We start from the raw sequence: 19929 nt of genomic DNA, 5'->3' as shown, positions 1-19929 counted from the left end.
ACGCTACACTCCGGGCGGGCATATTCTCTCGCGGTTTTGTCGGCGCGACAGATGCTTCAAACACTGCCGTTTATAAGGAGACCCCAACCGCAGAAGAATATGTATGGGATGAATCATCAAAGCCTGACCCAGGGCTTTTGTTGCCAGCCAAACCTGTCCGCTTCTTTGCAACATATCGGCATGGTTAAACACAAAATCAGCCACTGTTTTGCGAGGATGGCTGGTAAACAGCGCCCGGTGTTTTGACCAAAGCCGCTCAAAATTCCGCTGGCGACGACGTGCATTAGACGACACCCGCATGCCCTCATGGGCCGATAAATGATACGTCACGTCCGGCACCCCCCACAGGGAGCAGACAGGGTTAAGCCGTAGAAATAATTCGGTATGTACCCGTGAGCTAAAACTCGGGTCAAACCCGCCCATTTCCAGTAATACCTCTCGTTCCACCACCAGGGTTTGCTTTGAGAAAAAAGACTCTCCCGGTGGGATCTCTTCTAAACAAAAGTGGGCTCCTCGGGGCAGGGTTGGTGGCAGGTGTGTTGCTAATCTATGCCCCTGTCTATTGACAATTGTCAAGCCAAAGAGCACAGCGACCGGCTTAGGTAGGTCTTGAGGAATAGTCTGGATCGCCGCCATCGCTTTTTCAGCCATATCAGGCAGTAACACATCATCATCGTCTAAATAGGTGATCCAGCGGCCCCTGGCAGCTTCTGCACCGTAGTTGCGGGCGGCAGCTCCTCCTTGATTAGGATCTTGCCGAATTACTCTCAGGTGTTCTTGGGCAGGCAACATTACGGCTGGGATAGAGCCATCATCCACAACAATGACTTCAATATCTGTCAGAGTTTGGCTTAAGGCGCTTTGAACAGCCCTCAACAATAGCTGAGGCCGGTTATAGGTGGGAATGATGATGCTGAGTAGAGGAGAACTCATGAAGATAAAATCTCCGGATGAACCATAGTATTCAGAGTGTAAGTGGCCTGTATTTGTTGATAGAGCGCGATAAATCGTTCGGTGCGAGTATGCTCACTAAAGTAAGTGAGGGCTCGGGTTCGGCCCGATTGCCCCATAGGTTCTGCCAGGTTCCGATTGAGTAATAGCTGAGTGAGCCTGGCGGCCATGGCGGCCACATCGCCGGGAGGCACTAAAAAGCCAGTAACATTAGGCTCAATGATTTCTGGCTGTGCCCCCACGGCACTGGCAATGACAGCGGTACCGCGCATCATGGCTTCTGTGGTCACATTGCCAAAGGGTTCAGACCACAGGGACGGCACCACCTGCACCCAGGCTTGATCAAACTGTCGCTCTAGCTCAGGGCGTGATAAATGTCCGAGCCAGGTAATATTGTCGGCCACCCCTAGCTGGTTGGCCAGGGCCCGTAGTTCGGGTTCTGACTTGCCTTGACCGGCGATGAGTAAGCGAGCCTGGGGGACTTGGGTGGTTGCGATCGCAAATGCCCGCATCAACACCGGCATCCCCTTTTCAGGCACCAGTCGACCGGCATAGGCAACGGTGGGAGGACAGCTCAGAGGGGGGCGCTGTTCCCTCACTGGCACACCATTGTGAATCACCTCCACCGATGACAACCCGGCCTGCTCTAATTCTGCTTTCATCGCCTGGCTGAGGGCCACCACCCGGTCAATGGCAGAACGCCATCGCTGCCACAGCTGCCACTGCACCATCAGCACCAGCCACGTTTTTGGTGTCAAACACCCTGACGACAAACATACCCGCCCCGGCAAAGACCGACAGCGGCTACCATCCGGCAACAGATTGGTGCCCGCCGGACAAATCGCCTTATAAACAGCCGTTTGATAGATGCAGGGAATATCTTTTAGCAATGGCAAAATCAATGGAGACAACTGCCAGAGAAACATCCGAATATGCACCACATCAGGCCGAAAGGAGTGCAATATCTGACGCAACTGCCAGTAGGCGGACAGATTAGCCGTCTGGGTTAACACCTGTAGCTTCGCATGAGTCCCAAAACAGACATCATCGGCCAATTGAGGATAGCCCTCTACCGGCTGAGCACTACTAGCAAACAATCGCACCTGATGGCCTCGATCAATTAACCCCTGACGCAGCGCTAGCATCTGGAGTTCTGCACCACCGGTTGCCGTGCCATAGTCATGCAGCAGAAGAATTTTCATCGGTTTTACGCTGAAGAATTCCTAACGATGGTGCTGCTGTGACCGGCAAACCCGATGCCCCCATGGCGGGATTTAACCATTTGCGGGCATGGCGATCGGTTAAATACTTGTTGAGTATGCGATCGATCGGGGTCAACAAACCATACATAAAGACTTTTTCAAAAAACCGATCCTTGACCAATCCAAATGTGACTTTTTCAAAAAACTGATGTTTAAATACACCCAACGTCAGACGGTCTAATAACGGTGAGAGAATCATTTGCCGTCGTCGCCAGCCCAGCGCCTTATGCTTTTGAGTAAAGTAAGTATCTTCAGACAGGTTCCACTTTTGTTTGAGGTGTTCTAAGCTGATCGTCTCCCAAGCATCACTCCAGCGCAACATATAAAAGTGCAAATCTGCTAAGGTCCAGGCAATCCCTGGCACATAGGTAATGAGAGAGTTAGGTTCAAAATAAATAGAGCCTCCAGCCTCCGTCACGGCCATACACAGGTCAACATGTTCTTTAGTATTGAGAAAGTTCTCATCCAATGGCCCCATGGCCTCAAAGACATCCATGTTGACCAACATGCAGTGAAACTCTACCAGTTCTGCCGGGCTTCGCTCCAGTTTCGACAGTGTATTAGCCACCTGCTGCCCCTGACGAGTCATTTTTTCCCGCAGCCGTCGCCGCCCCTTCACATCGACAATCACATGGGCCACACCATCGGCAAAGTGAATGGTTTCATGGACAGGTTCATCCTGACAGGTAAGGGGGCCGACAATGGCTGCCCTGGTTTCTTCAGCACATTCCACTAATGCCTTGAGCCACCCCGAAGAGACCACAACATCATTGTCAACAAAGACGACATAGGGTGTCTTTACCTGAGCCAAACCAATATTTCGCGATTGATTCGGTGTTAACAGCTGATCCACCCGAATCAGCTCAAAGTTTTTTTCCTGGGCTTGAGCGGTGAGATACGTCTTAATCGGTGGGGGTGAACCCCCATCCACGTACACTAACTCAAATGGATATTGTGTATGGTCATAGATACTTTCTAAGGAAGGTTGAGTGTAGCTAAATCGTTCTCGTGGTGAAACCACAAGCGTGACTTTGGGTTGACACATGGCTTCAATATCTTCCAATTTTAAGCACTCCGACAGATCATTGTTTGGTTTTCAGTTACCTCTCTTAAGCGGCAGGGGTTAATGATTTACGGTCAGCCCTAGACTCTGCTGTTTTTTGCTTAAGCTGTGCCCACTCCTGATCGGTAAAGTTCTCGTGATAAGAGCGCTCTACATTAATATTCCAGATATCGTGTTCCTCACCTAGAATATTCTTGGCAGCTAGCAATGCCGAGAGCATTGAGTGATCCTGGTTATTGTAACGGTGCATGCCGTTGCGTCCCACAGTTTGCAGATTTTCAAAACCGCGAATATAGTCTTCTAAAACCTTTAAGTGTCGACGGTATTCACCGTCATACACCGGATACGCTTTATATTGACGAATCACACATCCATCTTCTATATCACTGGCCTTAACCCCTAGATTCAGTTTTAAGATTTCCTGAGAGGCGAGCTCAATCAGCTGGGTATTCGTCATTTCCCAGATCCCATCTCCCTCACTGCAAAAATACTCCATGCCCAGACAGGTTTTATTGGCATCGGGCACCATGGCAATACTCCAATTTTTGAAGTTCTGAATACGACCTACCTTGAACTCAGGACTATGGATATACAGCCAGTTATCGGGAAATAAATAGGCCCGATCCAGGATCAAGGAGACAATCAGAAAGTCACGATACGTTAACCCACGAGCTGCTGCCAACACATAATCTGGTGGTGGTGGATGCAGCCGATGCATCAATGCTGTCACTGGCATTGAGCTGATGAAGTGATCCCCCGTTAATTCAAAGTTGCGATCGCCCTGCTTTGCAATTACCGTATGTATACGGCGGCCTTCTCGTTCAACCCTCACCACCTCTGTATTCAGATGCACCGGAGTTCCATGCTCTTCTAAAATCTCCTGACAACGTTCCCACATCATGCCGGGTCCCAAGCGTGGGTAGTCAAAGGTTTTGATCAGACTTTTTGAATTCTTACTGCCAAACAGCGCATTAATCACAGCTTCCTTAAGAGAAAGATTTTTAATTCGCTGAGCTGCCCAGTCAGCCCGAATTTGGTTACAGGGAATCCCCCATACCTTCTCCGTATACGTTTTGAAAAAGATCCGATAGAGTCTCGCCCCAAAACAATCGGTCACCCAATCTTCAAACGTCTGAGGAGTTGAACTTAAACCTAGATAGCGCTTGAGTTTCGCTCGCAGATAGCTAATTACAATCAGGAAACTACGAACAAGCCCTAAATTTCTGAGGGTTTTGAAAAGAGCCAGGGGATAATCATAAAACTTACCGTCATAGTAGATTCGAGATAACCGTGGCGTCTGAATAAAGTCGTCTCCTAAAATCTCTTGCCAAATAGCCTTCACTTCACCTACTTTAGTAAAGAAACGGTGCCCACCAATATCGAAGCGGTACCCTTTATAGCTCTCTGTACGGGAAATTCCACCAACCTTGTCAGCTCTTTCAAGCACAATGGCCTTGACCCCATGTTTCATTAACTCATAACCAGAGGTTAATCCAGCCGGTCCACCCCCAATAATGACTACGGAAGTAGCTATCTCTTCTCTAGCTTTTGACTTCATAGGTTACACACTCCAACATTTTCCCGATATAAGTGTTGTGATTAAATCTGTATTTAACTGACTGTATTTAACCGACTCCGGTTCATCAAAATCAGCAATCAGCGCCCCCTTAAACAGCGAACTCTCACCATAGGGTCCAATAGTTATAGAAAACGCCCAAAATAATGTTGCATCAGGACCCAGACAAACGCACTGCCCCCGTAGAAAAAGTAGAGCCAATGCCAGGGGATGACACGCAGCGTAAATAGCCCCCCACGCTTCGCACAAAAAAACCGATAGACGTTGAAATTAATCAACAGTAATCCCAACGCTGTTGCGGCTGTCAACCACCAAATCCAAGCAAAGAAGCAACCAGCTAACGCCGTGACTATCAGAGCAAACACACCCAGAACACTCAGACGGTTGGTATAATTGAGATTCAAATCCGCATCAAAACGCTGCTCGCGGATCAATAGGGTAGCCCAAGGAATTGCTCTATAGAAAATGTCTGCTTTCAGCAGCGATCTGGCCTCCCATCGTTTCAAATGCTTGACTTGAATGTCTTTATAAAGGCGAATTTCATACCCCATGCGCTTGAGACGATAGCCTAGCTCAATATCTTCAATACAGGGCTGGGTATAAGTCTCGTCAAAGCCTTCAATCGCCAGAAAAACCGAACGCCGAATAGCACCACAGGCTCCCCAAAAAGTAGACGCTATTTCTGCAGAGGTCTGATGAGTATAGTGATGGAAAAGATTCTTATATTGAGACAGAAAGTTTTCCGCCCCCGGTGCATCATCATAAGAGCCGATCAAAGCTGCAAGCTCCGGCTGTTCTTGAAATCGTTGCTCAACCAAACTGAGCGTATCTGGATGGAGTGTCACATCTGCATCCATAAAGAAGATAACATCCCCCTGGGCAGCCTTTGCACCAATATTTCTAGCTCGGGCTGGACCGCCAGAACTTCCTAATCGCAGTACCTTTGTGCCAAACTCCTCAGCTACTTGCCAAGAGCCATCCGTATCTCCATCAGATACGACAACAATTTCATCTGGAGGTCGAGCACTATGCCCAATGCTCCCTAAGCATGCGTAAAAAGCACCCCCACCATTATATACAGGAATAACAATTGAGATATTGATTGTAGACATTCCCACCCTGAAAAGACGAGTAGCAAAAAAATAACTCAGCAGAGTTACCTCTTAAAAGATGACCTTGCTAATATTTTTATAAATCAACAGTTCAAAGCGTTTATTATCAGCCCCAAAGCATCTTGGCCGATCAAAACGCCAGGTCAGTTGCCTGATTGGCTATGCCAAGAAAACTAATGAATTCAGTTCTTTGTTGAGAGTAGAACGGCTGACGCTAACTTTCATGAAATTGGGATGAGAGAATTCTTATGCCGATGCTATACATCTATCTTCCGAGTCAAACTCAAGAATTATGATCGACCAATATCTGCTCAGATATCTGAGCAGATATTGGTGAGATGGGCTTAGATACAGGAGCTCAAATTTTCTATACAGCTGCGATTAGACCGACTGAGCATGCTCACAATAATTCCTGCATCTGTTTGTTAGCATTTTTCAACCTAAATCTTTTTATTTCCAGAGATGTTTAATGGGATCTCGATATAAAACGTTGTCCCTTGCCTGAGCGTAGACTGGCAAGATAACTTGCCCTGGTGCATTTCTGTCACAATTTGATAGCTAATTGATAACCCCAGGCCAGTTCCTTTACCGACAGATTTTGTCGTAAAAAAAGGATTGAAGATATTTGCTAAAACACCCTCAGGAATACCAGGACCATTATCCGAAACTTCTATCAATAAGCAATTTTGACTTTTCTGCCAGTGGGTAGAAATTTGGATTTCTGGCATCTGATCATGTGGCTGCTCATGCTCATCAAAGGCATCCACAGCATTCACCAGAATATTCATAAACACCTGATTGAGGTGGCTGGCATAGCACTGAATCAAGGGTAAATTGCCATAGGACTTGATAATATTGATAGTAGGGCGTTGTTTACGAGCCTTTAAGCGATGTTTCAAAATTAGTAGGGCACTGTCAATACCCTGATGGATATCAATATCCTTAATTGCCGATTCGTCAACCCGAGAAAAGGTCTGCATACTTTTGACGATATCGACAATGCGACTAGTGCCCATCTTCATTGACGTCATGATTTTAGGCAAGTCTTCTAGGACAAAATTCAGTTCGATATCATCGATTTTATTCTGAATAATCGATTCCGGTTCTGGGTACTGCTGTTGATAAAGTTGAAGCAGCTCCAACAGCCCTGTTACATACTCCTGCATCGGTTCTAAATTGCTGGAGATAAATCCCACTGGATTATTAATCTCATGGGCAATACCCGCAGCTAGCTGGCCTAATCCAGCCATTTTTTCACCCTGCACCAAGCGTGCCTGGGTACTCTTTAACGTTTGCAATGTCTGATTTAACTTAGCGGTCTGCTGCTGAGTTTTATTCAACAGTTCCGCCTGCTGCAAAGCTATCCCCAACTGGGTTCCGACCTGGGCCAACAGTCCTACCTCGTCATCATCCCAATAGCGGGGTTTTGAGGTTTGATAGGCCATCAGCAGCCCCCACAATTTTTCTCCCTGTGAAATAGGTACAAAAACCTCATTCCGTGGCAATTGACCATCTTGACCAGGATTAGAAAATACATCCTGAATCATGGTCTGATTGGGAACGGTAGGCTGCCAACCATCGACAATCGAATCGGCGACAAAGGCCCCACTCCAATCAGCATTAAACCGATAAATAGCCACTCGCTCAACTTCGAGCAATTGCCGTACTTCCTGAGTGGTGGTGGTAAAAATCACATCAATATCTAAGGATTGACGAATTTTATCAATCGTTAAGGTTAAAGCTCGCTGACGATCCGTGGCTTTTTGCAAGGCGGCGGCTTGCTCACGTACCTGAGCAACAGCTTCGGCCTGATTCAAGGCTACACCTAGCTGCGTACTTACTTGGGCTAAGAAATCAATTTCATCCGTTTCCCAATGGCGCGGACGAGAATTTTGACAGGCTGCTAACAATCCCCAGAGTCGGCTGCCTTCCATAATCGGTACAATCATATAGGCAAGGGCCTGAGAGTCCTCTAACAGCGTCATAGGAAAAGCGTCATCATCCGTCTGATAGATATCATCCACCGCTACCGTTTCTTGCTGTGCATATCGCCCTCCCTGATTTTCCATCAGGTAAGCATCTTGAATTATTTCCTGAGTACCGACAAGCTTAGGCCAACCATCGGCGACGGATTCTGCCACAAACTGACCACTCCAGTCAGGATTAAATTGGTAAATAACAACGCGATCGGTCTTAAATAGGGACTGGATGCTTTTTGTCGTAGTGTCAAAAATCTCTTCAATTTGCAGAGAGTCACGAATAGCATTAATCGTTTGCGATAATAATTTCTGTTGTTCTAGTGCTTGTTCACGAGAAGACACATGTGCTAGCTGAGCCGCTTGCAACTTTAATTGCTCCACCTGACTCCACTGCTCCAGGGCTACGCCTAAATGCTTAGCAATTTGATCAATAAACTCAATTTCAGAAGGCTGCCACTGTCTAGATCCCTGACATTGGTGAATGCAAAGCAATCCCCATAATTCAGAGCCATTCATAATCGGTGACACCACATTTGCCTTAATGCCAAATTGCTCTAATTTTTGAACATAGCTATTTGATATATCACCTTCATAAATATTGTTGGCAACATACATGCGCCCTTCCTCATAGAGGGGAGCATAGTTTTCACCAAAGCAATGATCATAGATTTTCTCCTCCAGAATAGAGGTGATGCCCTCACCACAATCTTCCGCTACAAACTGCCCTTCCCAATGGTCCTCATTTTGAAAGAAAAAAATACCAACTTGATCGGCTTTCAAAAGCTGTCTTACTTCTTGAGCTGTGGTTTGAAAAATTGTTTCTAGATCAAGGGATTCACGAATACGACTGATGACACCCGTTAGAGACTTTTGCTGCTCTGTTTGATATCGTAACTGCTCTAGTAACTTTAGCTGTTGTAAGGCAAAGCTTAAGTACTCAACAATTTGCTGTACAAATTGAATATCATCCACACTCCAGTGGCGCACCTGCTCACATTGATGCACACAGAGCAGTCCCCATAGCTGCTCACCCTGGAGAATAGGAACTACTAGATTTGCCCGAACCTCAAACCGTTCTAAAACTGTGAGATAGCTGCTACTTAATTTAGCTGTGTGGATATCACTAATAACTTGAACCCGTCTCTCATCATATTGATGATTGAACTGTGCTTCAAAACTATGTTCGTATACTCGCTGGGTTAGAATCGAACGACAATGATCTGCTACATCTTCAGCAACGAACTCTCCTCGACAATCTTGATCGGGAGTAAACTGAAATATAACTACCCGATCTGCCTGCAAAAGACAGCGTATTTCAGTTGTCACAGACTGAAATAATACATCTATAGCAAGGGACTGACGAATCTTACTAATAGTCTTAGAAAGCGCTTTTTCACGGTCAACATTATGGGAGAAAACGCTAGTTTGTCTATCAGGATTAGGGGAATCTCCAGCTTGTTTCACGTTATCCTCAAGCTGTTTTATGATGCTCCGAGTTAGCGCAATTTCTTCTGAACTCCATAGACGTGGCGATTGGCAGTGATGCACACATAGTAGTCCCCACAACTCTTGCTCTTTGAGAATCGGGATCACTAAGTTGGCTTTCACCTGTAGCTGATTGAGGATCTCTACACAATCAGGCTTAAGATCAGTATCATGAATATCAGCAATAGCCTGTACTTGCCCGGCGTGATATTGAAGTATGGCAGGTTCATCCCCAAAACACTGATAATCCTGCTTCACCAGCACAGATACATAGCCTTCAGCTACATCCTCAGCGATAAATTCGCCATTCCAGTTTGTATCTGGATGAAATCGGAAAATAGCAACTCGGTCTACAGCTAGTAATTGTCTGATTTCTATTGTTGTCTCTTTAAGGATATTATCGATGGTTTCGGGTTCCGGTGAGCGAAGAATATTGTTGAGTTCTGCTGTCAGGTATCTATTCTGCTGAAGAGAGTTAGGGATAATTGCGGGATAACCTACAGGCTGTTTGGTGTTGCTAAATCTAGGGATGAATTGCATTTCATCAATTTACTGAACGGTTAAAATATCAAAACTGACACAATAGCGTAGTCTTCAAATTCATCGCATTATTGAGCCACACTGATGCTTGGGATTCGAGCCGTTCAGGCATATGAACCAGATTCAAGCTAACCACCTCAATGTCTCCATGGGATCATATCTTCAAGTCCTTATGCTCATGATAAATGCCAGCCCATCAATGATTATCTTTTCGACGTTGCCACGCCGAAAAAGGACTTAATCTGTGAAGTCTTGGCAAATAGCCATGATTTTAGATGTTTTTATTTATAAATTGGCAGTAGAACAGTTCTATTGGACTTGAGGGGAGCAGCAGTAGTTCCCTAGTCGAGCTGATCTGTTCTCAACGGACTCACGAGTACCTGGATCTTCTACTGAATCTTCTAAATGATGCGATTATTAGGATTACTGCATGCATTGTTGATCCCATGGCAACTCAAAAAACTGTCTTGCTCAACCAGATTGAATTAGTCTATTTAGACTGGCAAACTGATGGCGACCCGGTCCTGCTGCTCCACGGATTGGCAGACCATGCTTTGATCTGGTCGGCTGTGGGAGATCGGCTAGCAGAAAGCTACCATCCAGTGGCGGTTGATATGCGCGGCCACGGCAACAGTAGCAAGCCTGAGAATGGATACGACTTTGATACCGTCATGGACGACCTGGTACAGCTAATGGATCACCTGGGCTGGTCGGCGGCTCACATTGTCGGACATTCGTGGTCAGGCAAGGTCGCTACTTACTGGGCAACGCGCCAACCAGAGCGTTTTTTGAGTATGGTGCTGGTAGATCCCATTTTTGTATATGGAGTAGCGGGCATTTTTCGGCTAACGTTCCCGTTGTTTTATAGCATACTGCCATTTCTAAAGGGCATGGGGCCATTTGCGGATTGGGATACGGCCATTCAGCAAGGCAAACAGATGAAACAGTATCGAGACTGGAACGTGCTGCAGGAGTCAGTGTTTCGTCAAAGTCTAGAAGAGAAACCGGACGGCACTGTCAGCAGTAAGTTTACCAAGGCAGCACGGGATGGAATTTTTGAGGCGGTGCTAAGGGTTCCAGGCTTGATACAAGACATTCAGGTGCCGAGTCTCTTTATGCAGCCGGAAGCAGGTGTAAATCGATTTGACTGGCAGCTAAAACCCTATCAAGAATATTTACAGAATTTGGAAATTGAGGCGGTGCCTGGTAATCACTGGGCGTTTTTGGTTGAACCAGAACGTTTTAGTCAAACACTGACTGATTTTTTGGCTAAATCAGTCAATTAGAACAATGCATACCAACTATGGTTTGATGAACCTGGCTATGGTTGTGTGCTAGCCATCGCCAGCTGTCGCTGCCGAATATCGTCAAGCTTTGCATCGGGAATTGCGGCAATCAGCTGCTGGGTGTAAGGCTTTTGTGGCGACTTGTAGATATCCTCAGCAGGACCAATTTCCTCTAGACGCCCCTGGTTCATGACCATAATGCGATCGCTAATAAACTTGACCACACTCAGGTCATGGGAAATAAAGATGTAGGTAAGATTAAAGTCTTTTTGCAAATCCTTGAGCAGATTCAACACCTGGGCCTGTACTGAGACATCCAAGGCCGACACCGACTCATCACAGATAATAAACTTAGGTTCACAGGCCAGAGTGCGGGCAATACAGATACGCTGACGCTGACCACCGGAAAACTCATGGGGCATTCGTCGTAGGGCACTGGCATCTAGACCGACCCGTTCCAACAGGCTGATAGCTCGCGCTTGCCGTTCAGCCTTAGTACCGCCTAACCCATGGATTTGCATCGGTTCGATGATGGCGGCACCAATTGTCTGTCGGGCATCTAAGGAGCCGTAGGGATTTTGAAACACAATTTGCATTTCTCGCCGCAGCTGGCGCATGGCCTCAGCATTCAGGTCTAGAACCGGCTGATTATCAAAGAGAATCGACCCCGATGTCGGCTCAATCAAACGCAGCAAACAGCGGCTAAGGGTGGATTTACCGCAACCCGACTCACCGACCAAACCTAAGGTTTCACCAGGATACACCTCAAAACTGACCGTATCCACCGCGCGAAACTCTTGTTTTTGCCCAAAGAACCCGGTGCGGGTTGGAAACGCCTTGGTTAGATCTTGAACCTGTAACAGCGGCGTTTGCTGGAGCAGAGATTGACGATGGTGCTCAATTTCTTGGTCGCTCACTTCAGCCAGTAACTCCGCTTTCTCGGCGTCTGTACTCACTTTGGCAATAATCTTGTCAGCCTCTGCCCCAGGGCGAACTTCCATAAAATCGCTCACGGTGGGCAACCGACGCAGCTGTTGATGGGGCCTGGGTCGACAGTTCAACAAACCTTGGGTGTAGGGATGCTGTGGATTAGCAAACAGGTCATACACTGGAGCAATTTCAACCAGGTCACCCTTGTACATGACCGCTACGCGATCGGCAATTTCCGCCACCACCCCCATGTCGTGGGTGATGAACACAATCGCCGTTCCCCGCGAGGCTTGTAAATCCCGCAGCAGGTCCAGGATGGTCGCTTGAATGGTGACATCCAGGGCTGTGGTGGGCTCATCGGCAATGAGAATAGCGGGGTCACCGGCTAGTGCGATCGCAATCATCACCCGTTGCTGTTGTCCCCCCGACAGCTGGTGAGGATAGCGTCCTAACATCTGCTCAGGCTCAGGCAGTTTCACCTCGGCAAACAGCTCTAAAGCTCTCGTCTTAGCCGCTTTAGCATCCAGGTTCTGATGCAAGCGCTGCGCTTCGATCAGCTGGTCACCACAGGTATATACCGGGTTTAAGGAGGTCAGCGGCTCCTGAAAAATCATTGAAATCAGCTTACCCCGGTAGTACCTGCGGGCTTCGCGAGAAAGTTGAAGCAGATCCACTGGCTGCGCGTCGGGTGATGTGGGATCTCGAAACCAGATTTCCCCTGACAGTTCTGTTCCCGGTGCCAGGAGACCCATGAGAGCCAGAGATGTCACCGATTTACCCGAGCCCGATTCACCCACCAGACTTAATGTCTCTCCAGCCGCCAAAGAAAACGAAACAGATTTGACTGCTGCCACATCCCCAGCCTTGGTTGGAAATGTTACCGAGAGATTACGAACATCAAGCATAGGAACAGGCATATCTGGGCTGATGAGTAGAGCCAACATTATTCCTAACCTATCACACAGCATTTAATCCATTGTTTTTGTATCTGTTATCGCTGTTTCCAATTCATTTTACTTTTGTCATAGAAATACTTATTTTTTGACATGCTGTTACGTGTATAAATTTACTCATTCTTTCTAGTAAGGTTCATGTAGCGTGGTGGATCACATCCACAATTTAGTTGCTTGCTTCATCTCTCTACGACTCTCTTTGCAGATGTGGCCAGTCACGTCCGGAAATGTGGCTTTTTCTACGGCAAGATTCCGTTCTGGACGTAAACTCAGATTCACTTAGGAGCCCTTTATGATTCGTCAACGAAGCTTTTTCCGACGACGTTTTCGCAGAATTCTGTCAATTTTCTTTGCGCTGACGCTCACAGCCGTTCTGATTAACTGCGGCGGCACTCCCAGCAGTGACAGCTCGGCAACAAATCAGGTAGCGACCACAGATACAGGAACTCTTGTCTTTGGTTCGGGGGGACAACCTGCCAACCTTACCCCTGGGGACATCACCGATGGCAACTCACTCTATGTGCAGCTGCAGATTTACAACTATCTGATCGGCAATACCCCTGGTTCTACTGAGCTTGTCCCTGAGCTAGCCACCGAATGGACCTCGTCTGAGGATGGCCTGACCTGGACATTTCAGTTACGCGAAGGCGTTAAATTTCATGACGGCACCGATTTTAATGCCGAAGCGGTGATGTTTAACGTCAATCGCTGGTGGGACCCTGACTTTGAGTATGGTTTTCGTGATGAAGGTAAACTGTACGAAATTTGGACCGATCTCTTTGGCGGGTTTAAAGGGGACGAAGCCTCGATTCTGACCGATGTGCGCGCTGTGGACGACCTGACAGTAGAATTTACCCTGGCTGAACCCTTTGCCGCATTTCCAGCCGCGATCGCATCCGCCTACTTCGGTATTGCCAGCCCCAGTGCCATCCAGGAATCTGGTGCAAACTATGGCACCCCCTCTGGCTTGGCCGTAGGCACCGGACCATTTGTGTTTGAAGAATGGCTCAGCGGCGACCGGATTACCCTGTCCAAATTTGACGACTATTGGCAAGCAGGCCTACCCAAAGTCGATCAGCTGGTTATCAGCTTTATTGAAGATCCAGCAGCGCGACTGGCGCAGCTACGGGCCGGTGCCCTCGACTTTACCGTCGATCTCACCCCCGATCAGCTAGCAGAAATCGAAGCCGATGCCAATATCGAAGCCGTATTTCGCCCCTCCTTTAATGTCGGCTATCTGGCCCTGAATCCTAGCTACGAGCCCCTCGCCACACCAGAAGTGCGTCAGGCCATTGCCCAGGCCATCAACAGACCGGCCATTGTAGAAGCCTTTTGGGGAGAGTTAGGTACAACCGATGCCCACTTTGTACCGCCTTCTATGGCAGGCTATACCAGTGAGAGCGTGGGAGATTATGAGTATGATCCTGAAGCGGCTAAGGCTGTGATCGCAGAGGCCGGCTATCCCAATGGCTTTGACCTGGACCTGTGGTATATGCCCGTCAGCCGTCCCTATTTTCCTAACCCCAAGCCCATCGCCGAAGCCTTTGCAGCAGAGCTAAGCCAGATCGGCATTACGGTTAATTTACAAACCAAAGACTGGGCCGCCTACTTAGAAGATCGCAACACCCCTCCCGGTTTCCAATCCTTTATGCTCGGCTGGACCGGCGATTATGGTGACCCCGACAACTTTCTCTACGCCCACTTTGGTCCCGGTGCCACTCAAGACTTAGGCAACTATGAGAGTCCGGAAATGTTTGAACTCCTCAACAAGGCCCGTTCTGAAGCAGAACCCCAAGCGCGAGAGAAACTCTACCAAGAAGTCGACACCATGTTATTTGACAAGGCATTGCGGATTCCCATTGTCCACTCGCAGCCATTACTGGCCCAGCGTACTGGCTTAACAGGCTGGAGCCCCAGCCCCCTAGGAAATGAACCGTTTCCAGCAGTGGAGAAATCATAGATAAGTAGGTGAACTCAATTCTTTATAAGATTTGAACAAACTGTTTAACGTCCTAGAGTCTGCCCCCAACCCCCAATCCTGGGGGCATTGAGACCATCTACTGACTCAACCCAGTACCGCCGTTAAAACCACAACCACCAGCCGCTGTCCCCCTCGCATCGACACTAGCCGTAAAGAATCTCCATGGGTAGATACATCCTCAAACGCTTACTCCAGCTAGTTCCCGTACTGCTGGGCATTTCCCTGCTCGTGTTTGCCTTTTTACATCTAATTCCCGGCGATCCCGCCCTAGTGTTACTGGGGGACCGGGCCAACCCTGACCAGGTAGCGGCGTTGCGAGAGCGTATGGGCTTAAACGAGCCGTTGCCGCTGCAGTACTTATCTTTTCTGGGCAGCTTATTAAGATTTGACCTGGGAGAAAGTATCTTTACCGGCATTCCCATTTGGGATGAGATCAGGCTGCGATGGCCCGCCACCTTTGAGCTATCAGTTTCAGCCATGTTGATTGCTCTCCTATTGGGTATTCCCGCTGGTGTGATTGCCGCTGTGCGCAAAAACAGTTTGATTGACAATCTCACCATGAGCGGTTCACTCATAGGAGTATCCATGCCCGTATACTGGCTCGGGCTGTTGCTGGTTTATCTCTTTGCCGTCAATTTACAATGGCTTCCCCCCAGCGGGCGGATTGGCATTGAGGCAGGCTATAACTTTGAACCCATCACCGGCTTTTTTATCTTTGACGCCCTGGTTCAAGGAAACTTTGCAGCCCTCAAAAACATTTTGGCCCATCTGTTGCTGCCCGCTATTACCCTGAGCACAATTCCCCTGGCGATTTTGGCACGGATTACCCGCAGTGCCATGTTAGAAGTTCTCTCTCAAGACTATATTCGCACCGCCCGAGCCAAGGGGTTGCTAGAGCTGTTTGTGATTGGTAAACATGCCCTTAAAAACGCCATGCTGCCTGTAGTCACCATTGTCGGCCTAGAATTTGGCACCCTGTTAGGGGGAGCGATTTTAACCGAAACAATTTTCTCCTGGCCCGGTATTGGCAAATGGATTTACGAAGGCATTTTGCAACGCGATTACCCAGTGGTGCAGGGCGGCGTAGTGTTCGTAGCCCTCGTATTTGTCCTAGTGAATTTGATTGTAGATATCTCCTACGCCTTTCTAGACCCCAGAATTCAATACAAGTAGGGGCACCCTCCAAAATATCGGCAAATTCTCAACATCCTACAGATATCGCCAAATGTTCAACACCCTGAATTGGACGCACCGCTGGGCATCTCTACATCTTCCACACCCAAAACCATGACGCCTGCTACCACCACTAAACCCATTCCCAAACTATTAAAAAACCGCGCCGTTCAGCGTTTTTTAGAATCAACCTCAGGACTAATTGGTCTCGGCATCACCATTTTTATTATGCTAGCCGCCCTGCTAGCGCCAGTGCTTAACCCCTACGATCCCGCCTCCGATCGCAACTATGCCGCTCGGTTACAGGGGCCGAGTCTGGAGCATTGGTTTGGAGCTGATGGTCTGGGTCGCGACATTTTGACCCTGGTTTGGTACGGCCTCAGAACGTCATTGGTGATTGGCCTAGTTTCAGTCTTAATTGGTTTGCTAATTGGCGTAGCACTAGGATTATCGGCGGGCTACTTTCGAGGCTGGACAGAAACAGTGATCGGCTGGATAACAGATGTGATGCTGGCGTTTCCGTCGATTTTGCTTGCGATCGCAGTCGTTACCGTCACCGGCCCCAGTGTCATCAGCGTCATGTTTGCCGTCGGCATTGTCCAAATTCCCAAATTCATCCGACTCACCCGGAGTATGGTGCTCTCCCTAAGGGAACAAGAATTTGTCCAAACCGTCCGTGCCTTTGGCGCTAAACCACCTCGGGTTGTGTTTCTGCACATATTGCCAGCTAGCCTAGCCCCACTCGTGGTACAGGCCACATTGGCCATTGGGACCTCAACGTTAGAAGCAGCTGGTCTAGGTTTCTTAGGCTTGGGCGCTCAGCCCCCCACGCCAGAACTCGGCACCATGCTCTCCGATGCCTTTAAGGGCGGCTATTCCCTGTCAGCACCTTGGACTATTATGTTTCCGGGATTATTTATTACCCTAACTGTTTTAGCCTTTAATCTGTTGGGCGATGGTCTTCGGGATGCCCTTGATCCGAAAGGGAGTCGTTAGGCTGCATTGATTCAGTCCGCTAGGGCTAGCGTGTACACACATCTAGGAGATCTACTGGGAATCAGCTCCATGCTCTGCATTAGCCCTCATCCTAAATCCTTCTCCCTGGGGGAGAAGGACTTTGAGACTAACTCCCCTTCTTCCCGAGGGAGAAGGGGTTGGGGGATGTAGAGCTTTGCTCTTCTCGCAGATTGGGCTCGACATCTTGAGTCATTCTTCGACTTGTGTATACACGGTAGGTCCGCTAGGGGGATTGCACAGCAATAAAGTCCCAGGCAGAAAATTTGGCAGCCATTTCATCCACCCATCCACCCATCGACTCATCCACATCAGCATCTCACTAGAGATTACGATCGAGACTCAATCGCTAAGGCATGAGGATTCAATTAGGCCCTATCTTTTGCCATACAGGCGTTCCATGGAACGCCTCTGCAGACAACATTGTTGGATCTGATAAAATCCTGATCCCTAACCGCCAACTGAAGATTGTCTGGCAACCGGACGAGCAACTTCTCCTGTTCGCGCTAGGGACGAGAGAAATAATGTCGGCTCAGAAACATTGTAGTGTGTTGAAGTATCCAATAAGAAATCAAGCTTGCCATCACGATCTAAATCTCCAGCCCATAACAGACTGGGGCCGGTCCAATCACAGCAATTCTCTAGTTCATATTCCTGAGTTTTTCCATCCCCATCCTCAGAAAACGTCAAAACAGTCTGCAGAGTCTCACCCGAGCTAACTTCAGTTAGACTAAACCCGATGGTGAATCGGTATCTTTGAGGCTTCATCAACATCAAAAATCAAACTCAAAGAAGACAGACGTCCTGTCTGAGGCTGACTGTTAGGAATAGTAGCGGCACCAGAAAAGACTGTTTTAACGGTGCCAGCCTCTAAGAAGTCTGGACCTTTTACCAGAAATACGGATAAAGAGTCATTGTCAGTCACAACTTCTTTTCCCGTCAACTCACCCTCCTCTAGATCTACAAAGGGATCTCGAATCGTATTTACAGTAATGGTCGTTGGCAACAGCTCAAACCCAGCATCCGTGATAAATAATCCCCACCACTGCTCCCCAGAGGTCGCGAGGATTTCATCACCATGATAGTTACGTGCCTGCAGCAGCTCATAGGGAAATGTTTCAGTATTCAGGCTGGACAGAGAAGCTACAGAGATCGCAGCCACTTTAGATGGCAATTGAGTGGCGGGTAGGGAAGTATCCAGAGGCGCAATGGTTGAGACCAGGGTATTCTTCATCGCTGTTGGCTGAACTGAGCTGTGACTACAAGCCGTTAGTCCCAAATAAACGAGACTAACCAGTAATTTGCGATGCATTTTTCACCTCGTGAGCGCACGATTTTGCTAACCAATGCAACCTGATGGGCTCCTCTTCAAATCTAGGGGTCCAATTACGCAAACGCGATGGCAATCGACATACTTTGTATCGTGCGCTCAGACAATAAAACACCATAGTTTCAAGAGCTGATTTTAAGATTCCTGCTATTTCAAATCAAAAAGGGCGCGTTAACCTGGGGGTACCGGCATTATCCGTAATGAAATTACTATGGTTGTAACCTCATCCTCCCCATCAATCGCTGAATGGCTGGGTCAAGCAGCTGATGACTTACTAGGCCATAGGGCAAAAATTCCTAAAGACCAACTACATCTGCCAGGAGCTGACTGGGTAGATCGGATTTTTGCTCAAACCGACCGTAACCCGCAGGTATTACGTAGCTTGCAGCAGCTCTACAGTACCGGCCGATTAGCCAATACGGGCTATCTATCAATTTTGCCGGTGGATCAAGGGATTGAACATTCGGGAGCCGCATCGTTTGCACCAAATCCGATTTACTTTGACCCCCAGAATATTATTGAGCTTGCGATCGCAGGCAGCTGCAATGCCGTCGCCACCACCCTGGGCGTTATGGGAATGATGTCCCGCAAATATGCCCACAAAATTCCCTTTATCGTCAAGCTCAATCATAATGAGCTATTGACCTATCCCAACCAGTTTGACCAGCTGATGTTTGCCTCGGTTGAACAAGCCTGGAATCTAGGCGCTGTAGCTGTCGGTGCCACTATCTACTTTGGCTCACCCGAAGCCTCACGACAGATTCAGGAAGTCAGCAGAGCCTTTGCCCGCGCCCATGAGCTAGGTCTAGCAACAATCTTATGGTGTTACTTACGCAACGGTGTATTTAAGCAAGAAGATCAGGACTACCATGTCTCCGCTGACCTGACGGGGCAGGCCAATCATCTGGGGGTGACAATTGAGGCCGACATTATCAAACAAAAGCTGCCGCTGAATAATGGGGGATATAAAGCCGTAGCTCAGGCGACGAGTGAAAAGTATGGAAAAACCCACGATTTGGTGTATTCAGAGCTGACAACGGAGCATCCGATTGATTTAACCCGCTATCAGGTACTCAATTGCTACGCCGGTCGTGCTGGGTTAATTAATTCAGGTGGCGCATCAGGAGAGAATGACTTTGCTGAGGCAGTACGGACTGCAGTAATCAACAAGCGAGCCGGTGGCTGCGGGTTAATTTCAGGCCGTAAGACATTTCAACGAGACTTCAAGGAAGGAATTAAGCTATTCCATTTAATCCAGGATGTGTACCTCTCGGATGAAGTAACCATCGCCTAG

Annotated in this window: 14 protein-coding genes; 5 read left to right on the top strand and 9 right to left on the bottom strand. The window is 48.1% G+C overall.

All coding sequences use genetic code 11. The features are described 5' to 3' along the window. Nucleotides 1-3: 3 nt before the first annotated feature. The 6 genes from N836_RS70815 to N836_RS70790 all read right to left on the bottom strand — a co-directional run bounded on the left by N836_RS70815 (nucleotide 4) and on the right by N836_RS70790 (nucleotide 9968). The gene (locus tag N836_RS70815) at nucleotides 4-933 is read right to left on the bottom strand and encodes a glycosyltransferase family 2 protein (RefSeq protein ID WP_023076777.1); all 930 of its coding nucleotides are present in this window, start codon (nucleotides 931-933) and stop codon (nucleotides 4-6) included. After that, nucleotides 930-2153: a glycosyltransferase family 4 protein gene (locus N836_RS70810; protein WP_023076776.1), complete on the bottom strand. Its 1224-nt coding sequence runs from the start codon at nucleotides 2151-2153 to the stop codon at nucleotides 930-932. The genes N836_RS70815 and N836_RS70810 overlap by 4 nt, the downstream gene beginning before the upstream one ends. Beyond that, a complete protein-coding gene (locus N836_RS70805) occupies nucleotides 2131-3258 on the bottom strand; it encodes a glycosyltransferase family 2 protein (protein WP_063624719.1) in 1128 nt (375 codons plus the stop codon). The genes N836_RS70810 and N836_RS70805 overlap by 23 nt, the downstream gene beginning before the upstream one ends. Before the next feature lie 64 nt (nucleotides 3259-3322). After that, nucleotides 3323-4834 carry an NAD(P)/FAD-dependent oxidoreductase gene (locus N836_RS70800; protein ID WP_023076774.1) on the bottom strand — a complete coding sequence of 504 codons (1512 nt, stop codon included), beginning with the start codon at nucleotides 4832-4834 and terminating at the stop codon, nucleotides 3323-3325. A gap of 143 nt (nucleotides 4835-4977) precedes the next feature. Further along, a complete protein-coding gene (locus tag N836_RS70795) occupies nucleotides 4978-5964 on the bottom strand; it encodes a glycosyltransferase family 2 protein (RefSeq protein WP_023076773.1) in 987 nt (328 codons plus the stop codon). Nucleotides 5965-6404: 440 nt separating this feature from the next. Beyond that, complete coding sequence (locus N836_RS70790; RefSeq protein ID WP_023076772.1) at nucleotides 6405-9968, bottom strand: GAF domain-containing protein; 3564 nt, start codon at nucleotides 9966-9968, stop codon at nucleotides 6405-6407. Nucleotides 9969-10414: 446 nt separating this feature from the next. Between N836_RS70790 and N836_RS70785 the strand changes: the two genes are divergently transcribed. Beyond that, nucleotides 10415-11254: an alpha/beta fold hydrolase gene (locus N836_RS70785; protein WP_023076771.1), complete on the top strand. Its 840-nt coding sequence runs from the start codon at nucleotides 10415-10417 to the stop codon at nucleotides 11252-11254. A gap of 35 nt (nucleotides 11255-11289) precedes the next feature. Here the strand turns inward: N836_RS70785 and N836_RS70780 are convergent, their stop codons facing one another. Further along, nucleotides 11290-13128, bottom strand: a complete 1839-nt coding sequence (locus N836_RS70780) for an ABC transporter ATP-binding protein (RefSeq protein ID WP_023076770.1) — start codon at nucleotides 13126-13128, stop codon at nucleotides 11290-11292. Nucleotides 13129-13429: 301 nt separating this feature from the next. Here N836_RS70780 and N836_RS70775 point away from each other — a divergent pair, with 301 nt between their 5' ends. The 3 genes from N836_RS70775 to N836_RS70765 all read left to right on the top strand — a co-directional run bounded on the left by N836_RS70775 (nucleotide 13430) and on the right by N836_RS70765 (nucleotide 17287). Then, on the top strand, nucleotides 13430-15097 hold the full coding sequence (locus N836_RS70775) for an ABC transporter substrate-binding protein (RefSeq protein ID WP_023076769.1): 1668 nt from the start codon (nucleotides 13430-13432) through the stop codon (nucleotides 15095-15097). Nucleotides 15098-15280: 183 nt separating this feature from the next. After that, nucleotides 15281-16291: an ABC transporter permease gene (locus N836_RS70770; RefSeq protein ID WP_023076768.1), complete on the top strand. Its 1011-nt coding sequence runs from the start codon at nucleotides 15281-15283 to the stop codon at nucleotides 16289-16291. 114 nt (nucleotides 16292-16405) lie between these two features. After that, entirely contained in the window at nucleotides 16406-17287 is an 882-nt protein-coding gene (locus tag N836_RS70765; protein WP_023076767.1) for an ABC transporter permease, read from the top strand. 468 nt (nucleotides 17288-17755) lie between these two features. Here N836_RS70765 and N836_RS0139855 read toward each other — a convergent pair whose 3' ends face one another. Both N836_RS0139855 and N836_RS70760 read right to left on the bottom strand, forming a co-directional pair. After that, the gene (locus N836_RS0139855) at nucleotides 17756-17995 is read right to left on the bottom strand and encodes a hypothetical protein (protein WP_023076766.1); all 240 of its coding nucleotides are present in this window, start codon (nucleotides 17993-17995) and stop codon (nucleotides 17756-17758) included. A gap of 40 nt (nucleotides 17996-18035) precedes the next feature. Continuing rightward, complete coding sequence (locus N836_RS70760; protein ID WP_031294622.1) at nucleotides 18036-18617, bottom strand: hypothetical protein; 582 nt, start codon at nucleotides 18615-18617, stop codon at nucleotides 18036-18038. Between the two features lie 229 nt (nucleotides 18618-18846). Between N836_RS70760 and N836_RS70755 the strand changes: the two genes are divergently transcribed. Then, nucleotides 18847-19929 (top strand): class I fructose-bisphosphate aldolase, encoded by a 1083-nt coding sequence (locus tag N836_RS70755; RefSeq protein WP_023076764.1) that lies wholly within the window; start codon nucleotides 18847-18849, stop codon nucleotides 19927-19929.

The organism is Leptolyngbya sp. Heron Island J (assembly GCF_000482245.1).
Taxonomy (GTDB): domain Bacteria; phylum Cyanobacteriota; class Cyanobacteriia; order Phormidesmidales; family Phormidesmidaceae; genus Leptothoe.
The sequence above is the reverse complement of the archived record's forward strand: the minus strand, read 5'-3'. Positions and strand labels throughout refer to the sequence as shown.